Raw genomic sequence first — 18,088 nt, 5'->3', positions numbered from 1 at the left:
GTTCGGCGAGCGCGTGCGCTCCACCCCGCTCAGCGAGGGCGCCATCGTCGGCGCCGGAGCCGGGCTGGCGCTGGCCGGCGACAAGGCCATCGTCGAGATCATGTTCGCCGACTTCGCCGCGCTCGCCTTCGACCAGCTCCTGAACTTCGCCGGCAAGACCACCACCATGTACGGCCGCCCGGTCCCCGTGCCCCTGGTCGTCCGCTGCCCGTCGGGCGGGCACCGGGGATACGGGCCGACGCACAGCCAGAGCCCGCAGAAGCACTTCATCGGCGTCCCGGGCCTTTCGGTGCTGGAGCTCACCCCGTTCCACGACGCCCGCGCCCTGCTGGAGCACTGCCTCGGCACGCGGCGGCCCTGCCTGCTCTTCGAGGACAAGGTGCTGTACACGCGGCGGATGTTCCGCGAGGGGGTGGTGGACGACCTGTTCCGGTTCGAGGAGGTGGGGGAGCGGCCGGGGGTGGCCCGGGTGTTCCTGGAGGGGGTCGCGGACTACGACTGCACCCTGATCGTGCCCGGCGGGATGGCGCACCGTGCCCTGGAGGCCATGCGCGAGCTGCTGCTGGAGCACGACGTCCTGTGCGAGCTGCTGGTGCCCGCCCGGCTGTACCCGTTCCAGCTGGGCGGGGTGCCGCCGCGCGGCCGGCACGTCTGCGTCGCCGAGGACGGTGGCGCGGGCGGCACCTGGGGCGCCGAGGTGGCGGCCCGGCTGCACCCCCTGCTGTGGGACCGGCTGACCCGGCCGATCACGCTGGTCAGCGCGGCAGCGGGCATCATCCCCGCCGCCCCTCACCTGGAACGCGAGGTGCTCGTGCACGCACATACCATCCGCCGGGCCGTCCTGGAGGCGCTGGCATGACCGGCGTCGTCGTACCGAAGATCAACAGCAACGACGCGCGCTACCTGCTGCTGGAGTGGGTCGCGAAGGACGGCTCCACGGTACGGCCGGGGGACGTCCTGGCGCTGATCGAGACGTCGAAGACGGTCGAGGAGCTGGCGGCCGAGACCGAGGGCCTGCTGCGGCACCTGGTCGGGGAGGGCACCGAGTGCCTCCCCGGCCAGACCATCGCCACCCTCACCGCCTCCACCCCCACCAGCGCTCCCGCCTCCGCCCCCACCGCCGCGCCCGCCTCCACCGCCGCGCCCGCGCCTACCCCAGCGCCCGCGGCCGGGATGGCTCCCGACGTGGTCATCACCGCCCCCGCCCGCACGCTCATGGACGAGCTGGGCATCGGCGAGGACCGGGTCCGCGCCCTGGGGAAGCGGCTGATCCGCCGAGCCGACGTGGCCGCCCTCCAAGACGGGGCCGCCCTGCAAGACGGGGCCGCCCCGCAACCGGCCGCCCCCGCAGCCCTCGGCGGCGCGGACGCGGCGGAGCTCGTCCTGCCCAGGACCCAGCGGCGCATCGCCGACGTGGTGAGCCGGACCCACCGCGAGGTGCCCGCCGCCTACACCGTGGTCAAGGTCGACGTCGAGGACGCGCTGCGGCTGGCCCGCGACCTCACCCCCAGGGAACGCACCCTGGTCGGCCTGCCCGAGCTCCTGGTCAAGGCCGTGGCCGGGCTGGTCGGGCGGTTCGAGGTCGCGTACGCCACCCCGATCGCCCCCGGCCGCCTGCGCCGCGCCGCCACCGCGCACGTCGGCGTCACCATGGACGCCGGGAAGGGGCTGTTCGTCCCCGTGGTGCACGACGCCACGAACCGCTCGCTGGGCGAGATCTCCCGGACGCTCATGAAACACCGGCTGGCCGCGATGCGCGGCGCCTTCCGCGAGGAGGACCTGTCGGGCGCCAACATCGTGGTGACCCTGCACAACCAGGGCGCGGTCACGCTGGCGATCCCGATCGTCTTCCCCGGCCACGTCTGCGCCCTGTCGCTGGCGGCGCCGCGGAGGGAGGCGGTGCCGGTCGGGGACGGGTTCGAGGCGCGGCACACCGTGCACCTCGGGCTGGCCTACGACCACCGCTACGCCAACGGGCACGACGCCGTCCAGTTCCTGGAGGCGATCAGGGCGGCGCTCGAGTCACCGGCCGCGCTCGTCGAGGACACCCCACGACAGCCGACCGAGCGGCGAGGAAGCCGATGACGGAGCTCACCGACCGGCGGCGCGAGCTGCTGACCAGGCTGCTCGCCAGGAAGGCGGCGGCCACCGCCATCCCGCCCGTGCCCAGGACCGGCGAGCCGCTGGAGTGCTCCCACGAGCAGCGCAGGATCTGGCTGGCCGCCCAGGTCACCCCGGACGCGGCCCCGCCGAACGTCACCCTCGGCCTGGCCCTCACCGGCGAGCTGGACCTGCACCGGCTGTCAGCAGCGCGCACCGCGCTGGTGTCCAGGCACGAGGCGCTGCGCACCCGCTACACCGCCGTAGACGGCCTGCCGCACCAGGTGATCCGGCCTGTGCAGCCGGTGCCGCTGGAGCTGCTCGACCTGACCGGCCTGCCCGAGGAGGAGGCGCTGCGGCTGGCCCGGGCGGCGGCGGGGGAGCGGTTCGACCTCGAACGTGGCCCGCTCCTGCGGCTGACCGTCTACCGGCTCGGCCCGCGCGAGCACCGCCTGTTCCTGGCCTGCCACCACATCGCGGGCGACGGCGGCTCGGTGGCGCTGATGGCGGCCGAGCTGGCGGCGCTGTACTCGGGCGCGGACCTCCCGCCGCCCCCGTCCGTCCAGTACGCCGACTACGCCGCCTGGTCCCTGGCCAGGGCCGCGGAGCGGGTGCCCGGGCGGCTGCCGTACTGGCGGGACCGGCTGGCCGGGATCGAGCCGCTGTTCCCGCGCGTCCCGCCCGCGCGGGGCGGCAGCGCGACCGCCGTGGTGCGGGCCGGGCGGGAGGTGGTGGACGGGCTCCGCGGGGGCGGGCCGGTCACGCCGTTCGCCGCGCTGCTGGCGGCGTATTTGGTGCTGCTGCGCCGGTTGAGCGGGCGCGGCGACCTGGTGGTGGGCACGGTGACGAGCGGGCGCGCCCGCCGCGAGCTGGAGCCGGTCGCGGGCTGCTTCATCAACCTCGTGCCGCTGCGCGTGCGGGTGCCGGACGGCTTCCCGGCGCTGCTCGCCCGCGTCAGGGAGGCCGTCGCCGGGGCGCTGGCCGCGGAGATCCCGTTCGACGCCCTCGTCTCCGGTCTCGGCGGCCACCGGCTGCCCGGCGTGCACCCGTCCTTCCAGGCCGCGTTCGTCCACCGCGACGACCCCGAGCCGCCGCCCGGCTGGACCGGCCTGTCGGCCCGCGTCTGGGAGCACGAGGTGGACGACGCGAGCTTCGACCTCGGCCTGACCGCCACGCCGAGGGGCGGCGAGTACGAGCTGGCGCTCACCGGCAGGCTCGCCCGCTTCACCCCCGCCGAGCTCGCGGAGCACGCCAGGACCCTGCTCGCGATCCTGCACGGCCCGGACGCGTGACAAGATTTCGGCCGGCGGAGGGCGGGCGTTATCGCCCGCGGCACCACCGCGCCACGTACGACGATCATGGTGCTGGCGGCACCCTGAAACGGAGTACGACACATGTCCCACCCCTCCCTCGGCCGCCGGGCCCTGCTGACGGCGGCACTCGCGGCCCCCGCCGCCGGGACCCTCGCCGGCATGACGGCCCCGGCCCACGCGGCGACCGCCGACGCGGCGACCGGCGGCAGGTTCGACCGCCGGAGCCCGCGCTTCACCATCGGCGTGCTGCCCGACACGCAGTACCTCTTCGACGAGGACCGCTCCGACCCGGCCCCCGTGCGCCAGACGTTCCGCTTCCTCACCGGCGAGCGCGAGAGCCGGAACATCGCCTTCATGACCCACCTCGGCGACGTCACCGAGCACGGCACGGAGCAGGAGCTCGGCCTGGCCGCCGACGCGTTCCGGGCCCTGGACGGCCGACTGTCCTACAGCGTCCTGGCCGGCAACCACGACGTGAGCTCCGGCACCGACGACCAGCGCGGCGACAGCGCCTACCTCAAGGCGTTCGGCCCCGCCAGGTACGCCAGGATGCCCACGTTTCGCGGAGCGTCGCCCGACGGGTACAACAGCTACCACGTGCTCGACGCGGGCGGCCGGCAGTGGCTGGTGCTCGCGCTCGACTGGCGGATCTCCGCCAAGGGCCTGCAGTGGGCGCAGGGCGTCATCGACGCCAACCGCACGCTGCCCGTCATCCTCACCACCCACGACCTGGCCTGGGCGGGCGAGGACGGGGTGGCCGCGCTGTCGCAGTTCGGGCAGCGGTTGTGGGACGGGCTCATCAGGCGCAACGACCAGATCTTCCTGACGCTCAACGGCCACTACTGGCCACCCGGCCGTACGGTGCTCAAGAACGACGCCGGCCACGACGTGCACGTGCACATCGCCAACTACCAGGACCGCTACTACGGCGGCGCGGGCATGGTCCGGCTCTACGCCTTCGACCTCGTCCGCAACGTGATCGACGTCGAGACGCTGTCGCCGTGGCTGCTGGAGCGTGACCCGGACGAGCGCACGCCGCTGGAGGCCGAGCACCTCGAGCTGACCGGCCCCGTGGACCGCTTCAGCATCGAGATCGATTTCGACGAGCGCTTCGCCGGGTTCGCCCCGCGTACCCCGGTCCCGCCCCGGCCGGCGCGGGAGGTGATGCCGAGGGGCACGGTGGCGTACTGGCGGTTCGACGGGGAGGGCCTGGCGGGCGCGGGAACGGACGGCGCGGTCGTCCCGGCCGGCACGGTCGCCCGCGACCTGACCGGCGGCGGCAACGACCTGACCATGGAGCTGCTGCACGCCAGCGCCCCCGAGACGCTGAAGTGGTCGGCCGAGCACCACGAGGGCCAACCCGCCCACGCCAGCCTCCGCTTCGACGGCGGCAAGAACCCCGACCGGGGCGCGGTGCTCAGGTCGGCGGCGAACGCGCCGATCAACGCCATGACGTTCGAGTCCGGGTACACGATCGAGGCGTTCGTCAAGCTGCCGGAGCCGTTCGAGGGCGACCACGCGTGGATGGGCATCCTGAGCTGGGAGGGCCGCAGCGGCGACGCCGGCAAGTCCAGCGGCTGGTCGCCCGACGAGCCCACGTGCAGCCTGAACCTGTCGCCCGAGCGATTCCTGCAGTACGTCGTCTACCCGACGGACCGCGACGCCGACCCCACCTCGTGGAGCCACGCCCTGCCGGTGGGCCGCTGGATGCACCTGGCGGTGGTCAACGACGCGCGGCGGACGGTGGTGTACGTGGACGGCTCGAGGATCGCCCGCAACCCGTCGCAGCCGTCGAAGGGCATCTCGACGCTGGGCCGGCCGTTCGCGATCGGCGGGACGCAGTTCGCGCTGAAGTACGGGCAGGGCTACTACGGCTGGATCGGCGACGTGCGGATCGTCGCGCGGGCCCTGCGGCCCGGGGAGTTCCTCACCCCGTACGCGTGACCGCCGTGGGCTCGCGGCGCTGCCGGGTGCGGGGGGCGATCCGGGGCGTGGGTGCCGGGATCGATCTGGGACGGGCGCCGCGTACCGGGTAGGTTGGCCGTCCATGGAGGCACGCCAGAAGCAGCTGAGACGCCCGGGCCGCGGGGCTGCCGCAGCCGTCGCGGTCGCCGCGCTCGCCGGGACGGCGGCCTGCGGAGCGCCCGACGGGAGCGGCTCCGCGGCGCCGCTCCCGTCGTCGGCCCAGTCGTCAGCCCAGTCGTCGGCCCAGTCGTCAGCCCAGTCGTCAGCCCAGTCGTCAGCGCCGTCGTCAGCGCCCAGCGCGACGGCGGGCGCCCCGGAGAAGGCGCTTCCCGAGCCCGGCGAGAAGGTCCCGGCGAGCGCCGCCAGGATGGCCGCGGCCCTGAAGGAGACCACCGCCGCGCTGAACGACGCCATCGACGCCTGGACCGGCGACGGGGCGGCGGCGCGCGGCGAGCCGCCCGAAGACGTCGAGCTGCTGGCCCTGTACCAGCAGCGCATCTACCGCCATGCCGCCCGCCACCCCGAGGTCGCCTCCCGGGCCTTCGCCCGCCTGCCCTCCGCCCTGGCCGCCCAGGCCAGGGACAACACCGGGGCGATCCGCGAGCTGCTCGCCCTGGCCCGCCCCATCAAGCCCACCGCCGTGTTCCGGACCCAACCGGCCCGCCCCGCCGCCGAGCTGCTCGGATTCTTCAAGAAGGCCGAGCGCCGGTTCGGGGTGGAGTGGGAGGTGCTGGCGGCGGTGATGTTCGCCGAGACGAAGTTCGGCCGGGTGAAGTCCGACAGCCACGCCGGGGCCCAGGGGCCGATGCAGTTCATGCCCGCGACCTGGAAGGCGTACGGGCTGGGCGGTGACGTGCAGGACCCGCGTGACGCGATCATGGGCGCGGCCAACTACCTCAAGGCCACCGGCGCCCCTCGCGACTACCAGCGGGCGCTGCACGCCTACAACCCGTCGCAGGCGTACGTGAACGCGATCCTGCTGCACGCCCGCCAGATCAAGCGGGACCCGCGCGCGTTCTACGCCTACTACAACTGGCAGGTGTTCGTGCTCACCACCGAAGGCGAGCGCCGCCTCACCGGCCCGTAAGAGGCTCAGGTGTGGTCGGCGCAGCAGGGAGTCGGGTTCGGCACCTCGGCGGGGGCGAGCCGGCCACCGGCGGCCGGCATGGTGAGCAGGGTCATGAGCCCGTCCCGCCAGACCGGCCTGACGTGCTCGTTCGTCACGATGAGCACGTCGTCGGCGGGCGGGTCGGGTGAGGCGAGCACCAGCACCCGGTCGATGGCCGAGCCACTGCGGAGCTCACCAGCGCTGAGGGTGCCGGTGAGCAGGTCACGGCCGGGGAAGGTGACGATCCGGCCGCCGCGCCGCGCGGCGTGCTCGGCCGCCGCCAGCGCCGCCCCCGCCGCCAGCGGCCCGGTACGCGCGTCGCCGAGCGCCCACGACGTGGCCGCCGGGGGAGGGGTCACCGGGCCCGGCACGGCCAGCGAGCAGGCCACGTGCGGCTCCTCGCCCGCCGGTCCCGCCGGGACGAAATGGGTGCAGCCGACGGCGTCGCCCGGCAGGCCGAGCTCCCGCGCCACGGTGTGGAGCAGGTGCTCGGCCTCGGGGAGCGTACGCGCGCCCGTGTCGAAACCGAGGATCATCGGCGCGGCAGGACCCAGATGGGGTTGCTGTAGAACCACAGGTCGTTCCACGGGTCGGCGTCGCCGTACACGTCGATCTGCGGGCCGTTCGGGTCCACCGCGGCGCCCAGCAGGCCGGGGGCGCCGCGCTTGCCGTCGGTGCCGCGCAGCCGCACGTACACCGGGCGGTCGACGGCGCCCAGCTGGTACGTGAAGGTGACGGTGCCGCTGTTCCTGCCCACCTCGAACGACTTCACGACCTTCGTGCTCGGCGTGGTGAAGGCGTCCTTGTCGGCGGCGGGGCCGGTGACGTCGCCCTGGATGACGTCCACCCGGGCCAGCGCGGGCACGAACTGCGCCCAGTTGGGCCGCCCGGCCAGGGTGATCTCGATGGCCAGCTCGACGCGGGCGCCCCTGCGTACGTGGAGGGTGTCGCCGAGCGTCACCCCGCGCTGACCGGTGCCGGCCGCGCGGGCCCGCACCACCAGGGCGCTGATCAGGCCGCCGTGGTCCACCCAGACGCGCCCGGCGCGCAGGCCGTCCATGACCGCGCGGTAGGAGAAGTCCTCCGCGCCGACGTGGGTCCTGCTGTAGTAGCCGGGCCAGAAGTCGCCGGAGCCGAAGTTGGCCACGCCCTTGTAGATGGGGTCCTCGTAGCGGCCGTTGGCGTTGAAGTCGCTGTTCGGGCCGCGGTCGCTGGTGTCGGCGTGCACCCAGTGGGCGTCGGAGTTCGCCGTGATCCACCACGGCTTGCCCTCGGCCAGCAGGCTGTCCCAGAGCCCGCCCACGGTGGCGGTCATCCAGTCGAACCCGCCGAAGGTCTTGTAGCTCTCGGCCGGGTAGCCGGGGAAGGAGTCGGGGCCGGGGTTGCTGTCGTAGATGCCCCGCCCGCCGCCGGGGCCGTTCGGCTTGGGGATGCCGGCGGCCTGGTGGCCGGGGGCGCCCTCCATGCCGACCGCGATCGACGGCTGGGCGTCGCGCCAGCCGCGGATCTCGTGCGGGGAGTCGATGCCCTTCCTGGAGGGGTGGTTGGCGAGGAACAGCGCGTCGGGGATCCGGCGCTTCCTGACGGCGTCGGCCAGGAAGTTCAGGCCGGCGATGGCCAGCGCCTCGTTCTGCGGCGTGTTGGAGCTCGCGCCCTTCACCGAGCCGTCGAAGGAGTTCTCGAACTCCTTGAGCGTCTCGACCTCGCCCCGGCCGGGGGCGACGAACACGGTGCCGTGCTCGGCGGCCGGGATGTTCCACTCCAGGCCCTGGAAGACCAGCGTGTCCTTGACGGACTCGCGGGCCGCCACGATGTCGGGGTTGACCTTGTCCACGCCGATCTTGGCGTGCGTGGCGCCACCGTGGTCGGTGATGACCATCCAGCCCAGGCCGTACGCGTTGCCGTGGCGGACCTGGTCGATGACCCGGTAGATGCCGTCGGAGCTGTACTGGGTGTGGATGTGGTGGTCGCCGGCCAGCCACTGGTAACCGTCCCTGGGCTCCCGGCCGCGTCCCTCGTCCCCAGGGGTGGTGGCGGCCGCCGCCTGGCCCTGACCCCCCAGGACGCCGGCGGCGGTCAGCCCGGCTCCCAGCAGGCCCGCCCGGCGGAACATCCGCCGCCGGGAGAGCTGCCCGGGCGGCAGCTCGCCGTCCGGGATCGAAAGGTCCCGCGCCTGTGCCGCCTCGTTGTCTCCGAGGTCCTCGTGCACATGGTCGTGCCCGTGCCCGTGCCCGTGCCCGTGCCCGTGCCCGTGCTCGTGCTCGTGCTGATGGTGATGGCCGTGACTCATGAAGGTGCTTTTCTCCGTCCCGCCGAAAGGGTGCTCCGGCTACGGCGGGAGCGTGGCGGAACCGGATGAATCGGACATGAACGGCGGAAGATCAGCAAATGCCGGGCAGATGCCGGGCCGTCTCGCGCGGGGGACGGCCCGGTTCAGGCGGGTGATCTGCTACGACAGGGCGCGGGCGGCGTGCACCAGAGGCACGTGGCTGAAGGCCTGCGGGAAGTTGCCGACCAGGCGGTCATATCGCGGGTCGAACTCCTCCGCCAGCAGGCCCACGTCGTTGCGCAGCGCCAGCAGCCGCTCGAACAGATCCTTCGCCTCCTCCTTGCGGCCCTGCATCGCCATCACCTCCACCAGCCAGAAGCTGCACGCCAGGAACGCGCCCTCGCCACCCGGCAGGCCGTCCACGTCGTTGTCGGCGGCCAGCGGGTAGCGCAGGACGAAGCCGTCGGACATGAGCTCCTTCTCGATCGCCGCGACCGTCCCCGCCACGCGGGGGTCGTCGACGGGCAGGAAGCCCACCACGGGGATCATCAGCAGGGCCGCGTCCAGCTCGGAGGAGCCGTACGACTGGGTGAAGGTGTTGCGCTGCCGGTCGTAGCCCTTCTCGCAGATCTCCGCGTGGATGACGTCGCGCAGCGCCCGCCACTTCTCCACCGGCCCGGTACGCCCGAAGCCCTCGACGTATTTGACCGCCCGGTCGAGCGCCACCCAGCACATCACCTTCGAGTGCACGAAGTGCCGGCGCGGCCCCCGCACCTCCCACAGGCCCTCGTCCGGCTCGTCCCAGTGGTCCTCCACATAGTCGAGCAGCTGCCGCTGGATGCTCCAGGCCCGGTCGTCGGGCGACAGGCCGCGCGAGCGCGAGACGTAGAGGCAGTTCATGACCTCGCCGTACACGTCGAGCTGGAGCTGCTTGACCGCCTCGTTCCCGATCCGGACGGGGCGGGAGTCCTCGTAGCCGTCGAGCCAGTCCAGGCGCAGCTCGGGCAGGCGGCGCTCGCCCGCGACGCCGTACATGATCTGCAGGTCCTGCGGGCGGCCGGCGATGGCGCGCAGCAGCCACGCCCGCCAGTCGGCCGCCTCCTCCAGGTAGCCCGAGCTGATCAGCGCGTCGAGCGTCAGCGTCGCGTCGCGCAGCCAGCAGAAGCGGTAGTCCCAGTTGCGCACCCCGCCGATGTCCTCGGGCAGGGACGTGGTGGCCGCGGCCACGATGCCGCCGGTCGGCGCGTACGTCAGCCCCTTCAGCGTGATCAGCGACCTGACCACGGCCTCCCGGTAGGGCCCCGAGTAGGTGCACTTGGCCACCCACTCCGCCCAGAAAGCCTCGGTCTCCGCGAGCTGCTCATGGCAGTCGATCTGCGGCGGCATCGGCTCGTGCGAGGGGTGCCAGGTGAACACGAACGGCAGCCGGTCGCCCTCCTTGACGGTGAAGGTCGCCCGGTGGGCGTAGTCGCCGCCCTTGAGCGGCACGGGGGAGTGCAGCCACACCGAGTCGGGCCCGCCGATGGCCTGCATGTGCCCGTTGGTCCGGCGCACCCACGGCACGATCCGGCCGTAGTCGAAGCGCACCCGGAGCTGGGTGGAGACCTCCACGGTCCCGGAGACGCCCTCGACGATGCGGACGACGTCGGGGTTGCGGTCGCGCGGCGGCATGAAGTCGATCACACGGACGGTGCCCGTCGGGGTGTCCCACTCGCTCTCCAGGATGAGCGTGTCGGGGCGGTACCGGCGCCTGGTGGCCGGCTTCCTCCCGGTGGGCCCGAGCCACCAGCTGCCGTTGCGCTCGGTGCCGAGCAGCGCCGAGAAACACGACGGCGAGTCGAACCTGGGCAGGCAGAGCCAGTCGATCGAACCGTCCCTCCCCACCAGCGCGGCCGACTGCATGTCTCCGATCAGGGCGTAATCCTCGATCCGCATGCCTAGACGCTACTGCGAGGAGGGGTGATCCCGTGGCCGGGCCGATCATGTCGCGTCATGATCGGCCCGGCCACGAGGATCACGTCAGAGGGAACCAGCGGGTGAACAGCTGCGTCAACGGCCCGATGGCCAGCGCGAACGCCAGCGTCCCCAGGCCCACCGTCCCGCCCAGCAGCCAGCCGGCGATCAGCACGGTGACCTCGATGAGCAGCCGCGAGAGCCGTACCGACAGGCCGAGGCGCATCAGGCCGGTCATGACGCCGTCGCGGGGGCCCGGGCCCATGCCGGCGCCGATGTACAGGACCGTGGCCAGGGCGATGGAGGTGACGCCGAGCGCCACGTACAGGGCCTGCAGCACGACGTTGCCCGGGGCCGGGAGCAGGAAGATCGCGGCGTCGGCGAACAGGCCGAGGAACACCACGTTGCTGATCGTCCCGAGACCCGGCTTCTGCTTCAGCGGGATCCACAGCAGCATCACCAGGGCGCCCACCGCGATGATCACGGTTCCGATGGACAGCCCGAGCCTGAGGCCGAGGCCCTGGTGGAAGACGTCCCAGGGGTCGTTGCCCAGCCCGGACTCGACCTGGAGGCCGATGCCGGCCCCGTACAGGGCCAGGCCGCCGTAGAGGCGGAAGAGGCGGGCGGGCAGTGAACTCCGCTCGGGGACGGTGGTGGTCTCGCTCATAGTGGACCCAGATTGGCATCTTGCCACTTGCCAAAACAGGGCCAATCACGAAAAGTGGCCTTATGAGACATGTCTCAGCGACGCAGGTGGCCCGGCTGGTCGGCATCGGCCCGGACGCGCGGCCGTACTACCGCGCCCTCGCCGACGGCGTCCGCGGCCTGATCATGGACGGCCGGCTCCCGGTCCGCGTCCGCATGCCCGCCGAACGCCACCTGGCCGAGGTCCTCCAGGTCAGCCGCACCACCGTGACCTCGGCCTACGACCTGCTGCGCGAGCGCGGCTACCTGGAGAGCCGGCAGGGCTCGGGCAGCTGGACCGCCCTGCCCGACCCGGCCACGACGGCCGAGAACCCGTGGCTCAGCACCGACGGCGACAGCCTCGTCCAGCTCCACTGCGCCGCCCCGCCCGGCCCCACGGCGCTCACCGCCGCCATGGCGGAGGCGGTCGAGGACATCCCCCGGTACGGCATGGGCAACGGCTACGACCCCATGGGCCTGCCCGTGCTCAGGGAGCGGATCGCCGCCCGGTACACCGCCAGGGGAGTGGCCACCAGGCCCGAGCAGATCATCGTCACCACCGGCTCCCAGCACGCCATCCAGCTCGTCATGGGCCTGCTCGTCGGCGCCGGCGACGCGGTGGTGGTGGAGTCGCCGACGTACCCGCACGCCATCGACGCGGCCCGCCACCGCGGCGCCCGCATCGTCCCGGTCGGGATCTCCCACGAGGGCTGGCAGCAGGACCTGGTCGCCGGGGCCATGCGGCAGTCGGGCGCCCGCCTGGCCTACCTCATGCCCGACTTCCAGAACCCGACGGGCGCCCTCATGGAGGACCCCGTCCGCGCCGCCGTCGCGGGCGCCGCCCGGCGGAACGACACCATGGTGCTGGTGGACGAGACCTGGTCGGAGCTGGCGCTGGACGAGGTGCCCCGCACCTCGCCGATGGCGGCGTTCGACAGCGACAGCCGGATGATCAGCATCGGGTCGGCGTCCAAGCTGTGGTGGGGCGGGCTGCGCATCGGCTGGATCCGCACCACCGCCGCACTCGCCCGCCGCCTGGCCACCTTCCGCTCGTCGGTGGACATCGCCAGCCCGGTGCTGGAGCAACTCGTGGTGGCGCGGCTGTTCGACCGGCTGGAGGAGACCCGCGCCGAACGCCGCCGCACCCTGCGCGCCTCACGCGACGCGCTGGTCGCGGGCCTGCGCGAGCACCTGCCGGAATGGACGTTCGAGCTGCCGCGCGGCGGCGGCACCCTGTGGGTACGCCTGGACGCCGGCGGCTCGACCCCGCTCGCCGAGGCGGCCGCCTCCCACGGCGTACGCCTGGCGCCCGGCCCCTGGTTCGGCCTGGAGGGCACCCACGAGGGCTACCTCCGCCTCCCCTTCACCCAGCCGCCCCAGGCCCTGACGGACGCGGTCGTCCGCCTGCGCGCCGCCCGCGACCACGGCCCCTCCGGCACCCCCCGCCCCCCGGACTCGCTCATCGCGATGGTGTGACCTCACTCGTTGAGGCCCCTGGCCAGCGGTGCCTGCCACTTGCGGCGCATGGCCGCGATCCGCAGGCCGAACGCCAGCATCGCCGCCGCCAGCACCGCCGGCCACCCGTGCAGCCCGTACGACGACAGCCCCGCCATCACCCCCGACCCCAGCATGGCCGGCACCGCGTAGAACTGCCGGTCGTACAGGAGCGCGGGGATCTGCCCGGCCAGCACGTCGCGGAGCATCCCCCCGCCCACCCCCGTCGTGACGCCCAGCAGCGCCGCGTGCAGGGGGCTGAGGCCGTACTCCATGGCCTTCTCCGTCCCGACCGCGCAGAACAGCCCGAGCCCGGCCGCGTCCAGGACCAGGATGGCCGGCATCACCCGGGCCACGTGCGGGTGCCAGAAGAAGACGATCACCGTCGCCACGACCGGCACCAGCACGTAGCCGACGCTCTGGAAGGCGATCGGCCGCACGTTGAGGATGAGGTCGCGGACGACGCCCCCGCCCAGCGCGGTCATCTCGGCCAGCACCCCCATCCCGACCACGTCGAGCCGCTTGCGTACGCCCATGAGCGCGCCGGACAACGCGAAGACGAAAATGCCGGCTAGATCCAGAATTTCGGACACGATCGAAATGTCTACCGCATGGCGGGTTCGTGATGCTCGGCCATCATCACCCGCAGCCTCCGCGTGAACATGAACAGCGCGATCCCCGCCACGACCGCCATCGCCGCCAGCACCAGGTAGTACATCGGCTCGGACAGCACCCGGTTGAGCCGCCCCGTCTGCCCGCCGACCGCGTCGCCCACCGACACCGCGATGAACCAGATCCCCAGCATCTGCCCCTTGAACGCCTCGGGCGCCAGCTTCGTCGTCACCGACAGCCCGACCGGGCTCAGCGACAGCTCCCCGAACACCTGGACCAGGTAGACCAGCACCAGCCACCACACCGAGACCCGCCCGGCCCCGGCCAGCCCCGCCGCCACCGCCATGACCACGAAGCTCAGCCCCACCATGACGAGCGCGAACCCGAACTTCTGCGGCGTGCTCACCCGCGTGCCCAGCTTCACCCACAGCGCCGCGAACACCGGCACGAAGATCATGATGAACAGCGGGTTGAACGACTGCGTCGTGGCCGCCTGGATCGGGACGCCGAACAGCGACAGGTCGGTGTGGTCCGCGGCGAAGAACAGCAGCTTGCTCGGCGCCAGGTCGTAGAGCATCCAGAAGACGGCCGCCGCCACGAACAGCCAGATGTAGGCCTTCATCCGGATGCGCTCGTCCTCGGTCAGGTCGTGGCTGCCGAGCATGATGTACGCGAAGTAGGCGATGGGCACGATCAGGATGACCACCGTGATCGCCACGGTGAGCCGGTCGATCGTGAGCGTGCCGGTCGCCGCCCAGGCCGCCAGCGCGATCGCCACCGCCGCCGTGCCGAGGGTCACGACCCGGGCGAAGCGCAGGCGTTCGCGGCGGGTCAGGCGCAGGCCGGGGCGCTCGCCGACGCCGCGCAGGTTGCGGCCGCCCCAGACGTACTGGACCAGGCCCAGCGCCATGCCGACCGCCGCCGCGCTGAACCCCAGGTGCCACCGGTCGCCGGCGGCCAGCCAGCCCACCACGATGGGCGCGAAGAAGGCGCCCAGGTTGATGCCCAGGTAGAACAGCGAGAACCCGGCGTCCCTGCGCGCGTCGTCCTCGTCCGGGTAGAGCCGGCCGACCATGACGGAGATGTTCGGCTTGAGCAGGCCCGTGCCGGCGATGATCAGCAGCAGCCCCAGCCAGACGAAGAACGGCGACGTCACCGGGATCGCCATGCTGATGTGCCCGAGCATGATGACGAACCCGCCCCAGAACACCGACCGGCGCGCCCCGAGGATGCGGTCCGCGATCCACCCGCCCGGCAGCGCCACCAGGTAGATGAGCGCGCCGTAGACGCCGACGACCGCCTGGGACGTCTCCTGCGACAGGCCCAGGCCCTGGTGCGCGGGCGACGCGGCCATGAAGGTGGCCAGGATCGCCCGCAGGCCGTACCAGGAGAACCGCTCCCACATCTCGGTGCCGAACAGCGTGGCCAGCCCCCAGGGATGCCCGAAGAACGTCCTGCCGCCACCGTCGCTCATATACCCCCCTGTCGAGCACTTTCCGCATGCAAGTGATCACTCTACGTGAAGCTCGCGGATCTCTCTCCGCAAGCACTTGCCGCTGCTCCGGGGGTGTGGTGCGATGCATCCCATTCATGCAAGTGAATACTGACTGGAGGCGGGTGCCATGGCCGAAGTCCTCGAAGTCCGGGCCGAGATCGAGCGTCAGATCGCCGGCCGTACCGTCTGTGAGCAACTCAGACAGGCGGCCGAGCAACACGGTGACGCGCCCGCCTACTCCGATCCGGACGGGGACGGCTGGAAGACGCTGACCTACGGCCAGGCCCGCCGGCGGATCCTGGAGATCGCGGCCGCGTTCGCCGCCCTCGGGCTCCGGCCCGGCGAGGCGGTGGCCCTCATGATGGTCAACCGCAGTGAGCACGTGCTGGCCGACCTCGGCGCCGTGCACGCGGGCGGGGTGGGCTGCACGATCTACTCGACGTTCGCGTCCGACCAGATCGCCTTCGTGGCCGGCGACGTGGACGCCCGGTACGCCGTCCTCGGCGGCCCGGCCGACCTGGCCCGCTGGGAGCCGGTGCTCGACGGGCTGGACGGCCTCCGCAAGATCATCATGCTGGACGGGGCGCCCGCCGGCGACCGGTTCATGACCTGGGCCGACTTCCTCGACCTGGGCCGGGAGCGGCTGGCCGCGGACCCGGACACGGTCGAGGCCCGCTGGCGCGCGGTCACCCCCGACGACGTGGCCACCGTCCTCTACACCTCGGGCACGACCGGCACCCCCAAGGGCGTGCCGCTCACCCACGCCAACATCTTCTACGAGGTCGCCGCCACCGACCGCCTCACCTCGCTGCCCGTGCGCGGCACGCAGATCTCCTACCTCACCTACGCCCACATCGCCGAGCGGATCCTCAGCCTCTACCTGCCCCTGGTCAAGGTCTCCCACGTGCACTTCTGCACCGACCTGGCCAACCTCGGGGCCACATTAGGCCAGGTCAGGCCGATGATGTTCTTCGGCGTGCCGCGCGTGTGGGAGAAGATGATGGCCCGCCTGCTGGCCGTGCTCGCCACCCAGCCGGAGGAACAGCAGGCCGCCGTGCGCAAGGCCATGGAGGCGGGCGCCGCGTACGTCGAGGCCGGCCAGTACGGCCGCACGATCACCCCCGAGATCCAGGCCGCCTACGACCAGGCCGACGCCTCGCTCCTGTCCGTCATCCGCGGCATGATCGGGTTCGACCGCGCCGAGTGGACCGCCACCGGCGCCGCGCCGCTGGCCCCCGAGGTGCAGCACTTCTACGCGGGTCTCGGGCTGAAGGTCATCGACGTGTACGGCATGACGGAGACCACCGGCGCCTTCACCGGCAACAGCCCCGCCTGCTACCGCCTGGGCACCGTCGGCAGGGCCGAGCCCGGCGTCGAGATCCGCATCGCCGAGGACGGCGAGATCCTCACCCGCAGCCCGCTCAACACCGGCGGCTACCTCCACCGCGCCCAGGCCACCGCCGAGCTGCTGGACGCCGACGGCTGGCTGCACACCGGCGACATCGGCACGGTCGACGAGGACGGCTTCTACCGCGTCGTGGACCGCAAGAAGGAGCTGATCATCACCGCGGGCGGCGAGAACATCTCCCCGGCCGAGATCGAGAACCACCTCAAGGAGCACAGCCTCATCGGCCAGGCCCTCGCCTACGGCGACAACCGGCCGCACCCGGTGGCCGTGCTGACGCTGGACGCCGAGGTGGCGCCCGGCTGGGCGCAGGCGCGCGGCATCACGTTCGACTCGCTCGCCGAGCTGGCCGAGCACCCGGAGGTCCTCAAGGAGGTGGAGTCGGCGGTGATGGCCGCCAACGCCAAGCTGGCCAGGGTGCAGCAGGTCAAGAAGTGGGCGCTGCTGGGCGTGGAGTGGACGGCCGAGACCGAGGAGCTCACCCCGAGCCTGAAGCTGAAGCGGCGCATCATCCACACGAAATACGCCGACATCATCGAAAGGCTCTACGGGTAACCGCATCCGGCCGGCCGGATGCGCGTCTCTTCGGGTTGAGCCGGTTTTGCCATTAGGGGCGTGTGTTGTGGTCCTGGTCATTACCGGACGGTTCCTACCGTCTCGATCATGACCAGAAGCTTTCTTCTCGTCTCGCTCGCGGCGGGGTCGCTCACGGTGCCCGCACCCGCCTTCTCCGCCGCGAGTGAGCTCGACATCAGCGCCATCACCGTACGCCCCGCCGATCCCGTCGTAGGGGCGCAGGGTTCCGTCCGCCTGGTGATCGACGTGATCGCCAAGGGGGCACGGGGCAAGGACGGCGTCACCGTCAAGGTCGAGCCCGGCGCCCCGCCGGCCCACGTACCGGACCTGTCGAAGACACCCCCGTCCGCGCCTTCACCCGCGGACCCACCGGCCCGGCCCCCTGTCCAATCCCCGGTACGGCCTCCTGTCCAGCAACCCGACCAGCCGCCCGCCCAAGCACCACCTCAGACGCCTGCTCAGTCGCCGGCCCAGGCGCCGGATCAGGTCCCCGCCCAGCCTCCGGCGCACGCGCCGGATCAGGCTCCCGGCCAGGCCCCGGCCCAGGCTCAGGCGCCGGTCCTGGCCCCGGGCCAGGAGCCGGCCCAGGCCTCGCCGCTCACCCCGGCCCGGGCGTCGGGCCGGACCGACGGGACGGACCCGGTTCACGGGTCGGGCCAGTCCCGCGGGTCGGCTCAGGCCCCCGCCGCGGACCCGTCACCGGGTCTCGCCCCGGCCGAGGACTCGGCCCCGTCGCCGGGCCTCGCTCCAGCTCCCGCGCCCGATCCGGGCACAGGCACAGGCACAGGCTCAGGCCCGGGCACGGGTGCCGCGCCGTCGCCCGCCGCGCCGGGCGCGGCCGGTTCCGTTGCCGACCCGGTTGCCGACCCGGTTGCCGACCCGGTTGCCGACCCGGTGGCGGATCCCGTCCCGGCCGGCGCGGGCCCCAAGGACGGCGTCCCCGCACAGTCCCACCCGCAGATCCCGCCGCGCCTGGTGTGGCGCCTGGCCCCGCCCCCGCCGGCCCGGATGGCCGACGGCTGGCAGACCTGGAGGTTCCTGCCGGACAAGAAGCTGAACCGCTTCTACCCCGCGGGCACCTGGACGATCGACGTCATCTCCCCCCACACCGAGG

Annotated in this window: 13 protein-coding genes and 1 pseudogene; 8 read left to right on the top strand and 6 right to left on the bottom strand. The window is 72.8% G+C overall.

Going from position 1 to position 18,088, the window contains the following annotated elements:
- From ACTWPW_RS58215 to ACTWPW_RS58195, 5 genes are all read left to right on the top strand, one after another.
- On the top strand, positions 1–859 hold an 859-nt coding region (locus ACTWPW_RS58215), incomplete at its 5' end, for an alpha-ketoacid dehydrogenase subunit beta (protein ID WP_443174121.1).
- Positions 856–2,085: a 2-oxo acid dehydrogenase subunit E2 gene (locus ACTWPW_RS58210; protein WP_443174120.1), complete on the top strand. Its 1,230-nt coding sequence runs from the start codon at positions 856–858 to the stop codon at positions 2,083–2,085. The genes ACTWPW_RS58215 and ACTWPW_RS58210, both read left to right, overlap by 4 nt.
- Entirely contained in the window at positions 2,082–3,392 is a 1,311-nt protein-coding gene (locus tag ACTWPW_RS58205) for a condensation domain-containing protein (protein WP_443174119.1), read from the top strand. The genes ACTWPW_RS58210 and ACTWPW_RS58205 overlap by 4 nt, the downstream gene beginning before the upstream one ends.
- Before the next feature lie 102 nt (positions 3,393–3,494).
- Complete coding sequence (locus ACTWPW_RS58200) at positions 3,495–5,357, top strand: LamG-like jellyroll fold domain-containing protein (RefSeq protein WP_443174118.1); 1,863 nt, start codon at positions 3,495–3,497, stop codon at positions 5,355–5,357.
- A gap of 103 nt (positions 5,358–5,460) precedes the next feature.
- Positions 5,461–6,465: a lytic murein transglycosylase gene (locus tag ACTWPW_RS58195; RefSeq protein WP_443174117.1), complete on the top strand. Its 1,005-nt coding sequence runs from the start codon at positions 5,461–5,463 to the stop codon at positions 6,463–6,465.
- A gap of 5 nt (positions 6,466–6,470) precedes the next feature.
- Here ACTWPW_RS58195 and ACTWPW_RS58190 read toward each other — a convergent pair whose 3' ends face one another.
- The 4 genes from ACTWPW_RS58190 to yczE all read right to left on the bottom strand — a co-directional run bounded on the left by ACTWPW_RS58190 (position 6,471) and on the right by yczE (position 11,375).
- Complete coding sequence (locus ACTWPW_RS58190) at positions 6,471–7,022, bottom strand: hypothetical protein (protein WP_375114036.1); 552 nt, start codon at positions 7,020–7,022, stop codon at positions 6,471–6,473.
- Complete coding sequence (locus ACTWPW_RS58185; RefSeq protein WP_443174116.1) at positions 7,019–8,776, bottom strand: hypothetical protein; 1,758 nt, start codon at positions 8,774–8,776, stop codon at positions 7,019–7,021. Before ACTWPW_RS58185 ends, ACTWPW_RS58190 begins: the two co-directional genes overlap by 4 nt.
- 159 nt (positions 8,777–8,935) lie before the next feature.
- Positions 8,936–10,690: a glycoside hydrolase family 15 protein gene (locus tag ACTWPW_RS58180; protein ID WP_375114034.1), complete on the bottom strand. Its 1,755-nt coding sequence runs from the start codon at positions 10,688–10,690 to the stop codon at positions 8,936–8,938.
- A gap of 79 nt (positions 10,691–10,769) precedes the next feature.
- A complete protein-coding gene (yczE, locus tag ACTWPW_RS58175; protein ID WP_375114033.1) occupies positions 10,770–11,375 on the bottom strand; it encodes a membrane protein YczE in 606 nt (201 codons plus the stop codon).
- 62 nt (positions 11,376–11,437) lie between these two features.
- On the opposite strand from yczE, the gene yczR reads away from it, so the two are divergent.
- Entirely contained in the window at positions 11,438–12,868 is a 1,431-nt protein-coding gene (yczR, locus tag ACTWPW_RS58170) for a MocR-like transcription factor YczR (protein ID WP_375114032.1), read from the top strand.
- 2 nt (positions 12,869–12,870) lie between these two features.
- Here the strand turns inward: yczR and ACTWPW_RS58165 are convergent, their stop codons facing one another.
- Together ACTWPW_RS58165 and ACTWPW_RS58160 are read right to left on the bottom strand one after the other, a co-directional pair.
- Entirely contained in the window at positions 12,871–13,479 is a 609-nt protein-coding gene (locus tag ACTWPW_RS58165; RefSeq protein ID WP_375114031.1) for a trimeric intracellular cation channel family protein, read from the bottom strand.
- 11 nt (positions 13,480–13,490) lie between these two features.
- Positions 13,491–14,972: a peptide MFS transporter gene (locus tag ACTWPW_RS58160; protein ID WP_375114030.1), complete on the bottom strand. Its 1,482-nt coding sequence runs from the start codon at positions 14,970–14,972 to the stop codon at positions 13,491–13,493.
- Between the two features lie 148 nt (positions 14,973–15,120).
- Between ACTWPW_RS58160 and ACTWPW_RS58155 the strand changes: the two genes are divergently transcribed.
- Positions 15,121–16,953, top strand: a complete 1,833-nt coding sequence (locus tag ACTWPW_RS58155) for an AMP-dependent synthetase/ligase (RefSeq protein WP_375114029.1) — start codon at positions 15,121–15,123, stop codon at positions 16,951–16,953.
- A 108-nt stretch (positions 16,954–17,061) separates the two neighbouring features.
- Positions 17,062–18,088: pseudogene (locus tag ACTWPW_RS58150) on the top strand (hypothetical protein); the annotation flags it as partial.

The organism is Nonomuraea sp. KM90 (assembly GCF_052246675.1).
In the GTDB taxonomy this organism is placed as follows: domain Bacteria; phylum Actinomycetota; class Actinomycetes; order Streptosporangiales; family Streptosporangiaceae; genus Nonomuraea.
Note: the sequence above shows the minus strand (reverse complement) of the source record. Positions and strands in the feature narration are given on the sequence as shown.

Coding starts and splice junctions, on each gene's coding strand:
- yczE (WP_375114033.1), bottom strand. CDS start 11,375: ATGAGCGAGACCACCACCGTCCCCGAGCGGAGTTCACTGCCCGCCCGC.
- yczR (WP_375114032.1), top strand. CDS start 11,438: ATGAGACATGTCTCAGCGACGCAGGTGGCCCGGCTGGTCGGCATCGGC.
- ACTWPW_RS58210 (WP_443174120.1), top strand. CDS start 856: ATGACCGGCGTCGTCGTACCGAAGATCAACAGCAACGACGCGCGCTAC.
- ACTWPW_RS58195 (WP_443174117.1), top strand. CDS start 5,461: ATGGAGGCACGCCAGAAGCAGCTGAGACGCCCGGGCCGCGGGGCTGCC.
- ACTWPW_RS58160 (WP_375114030.1), bottom strand. CDS start 14,972: ATGAGCGACGGTGGCGGCAGGACGTTCTTCGGGCATCCCTGGGGGCTG.
- ACTWPW_RS58200 (WP_443174118.1), top strand. CDS start 3,495: ATGTCCCACCCCTCCCTCGGCCGCCGGGCCCTGCTGACGGCGGCACTC.
- ACTWPW_RS58180 (WP_375114034.1), bottom strand. CDS start 10,690: ATGCGGATCGAGGATTACGCCCTGATCGGAGACATGCAGTCGGCCGCG.
- ACTWPW_RS58190 (WP_375114036.1), bottom strand. CDS start 7,022: ATGATCCTCGGTTTCGACACGGGCGCGCGTACGCTCCCCGAGGCCGAG.
- ACTWPW_RS58185 (WP_443174116.1), bottom strand. CDS start 8,776: ATGAGTCACGGCCATCACCATCAGCACGAGCACGAGCACGGGCACGGG.
- ACTWPW_RS58205 (WP_443174119.1), top strand. CDS start 2,082: ATGACGGAGCTCACCGACCGGCGGCGCGAGCTGCTGACCAGGCTGCTC.
- ACTWPW_RS58155 (WP_375114029.1), top strand. CDS start 15,121: ATGGCCGAAGTCCTCGAAGTCCGGGCCGAGATCGAGCGTCAGATCGCC.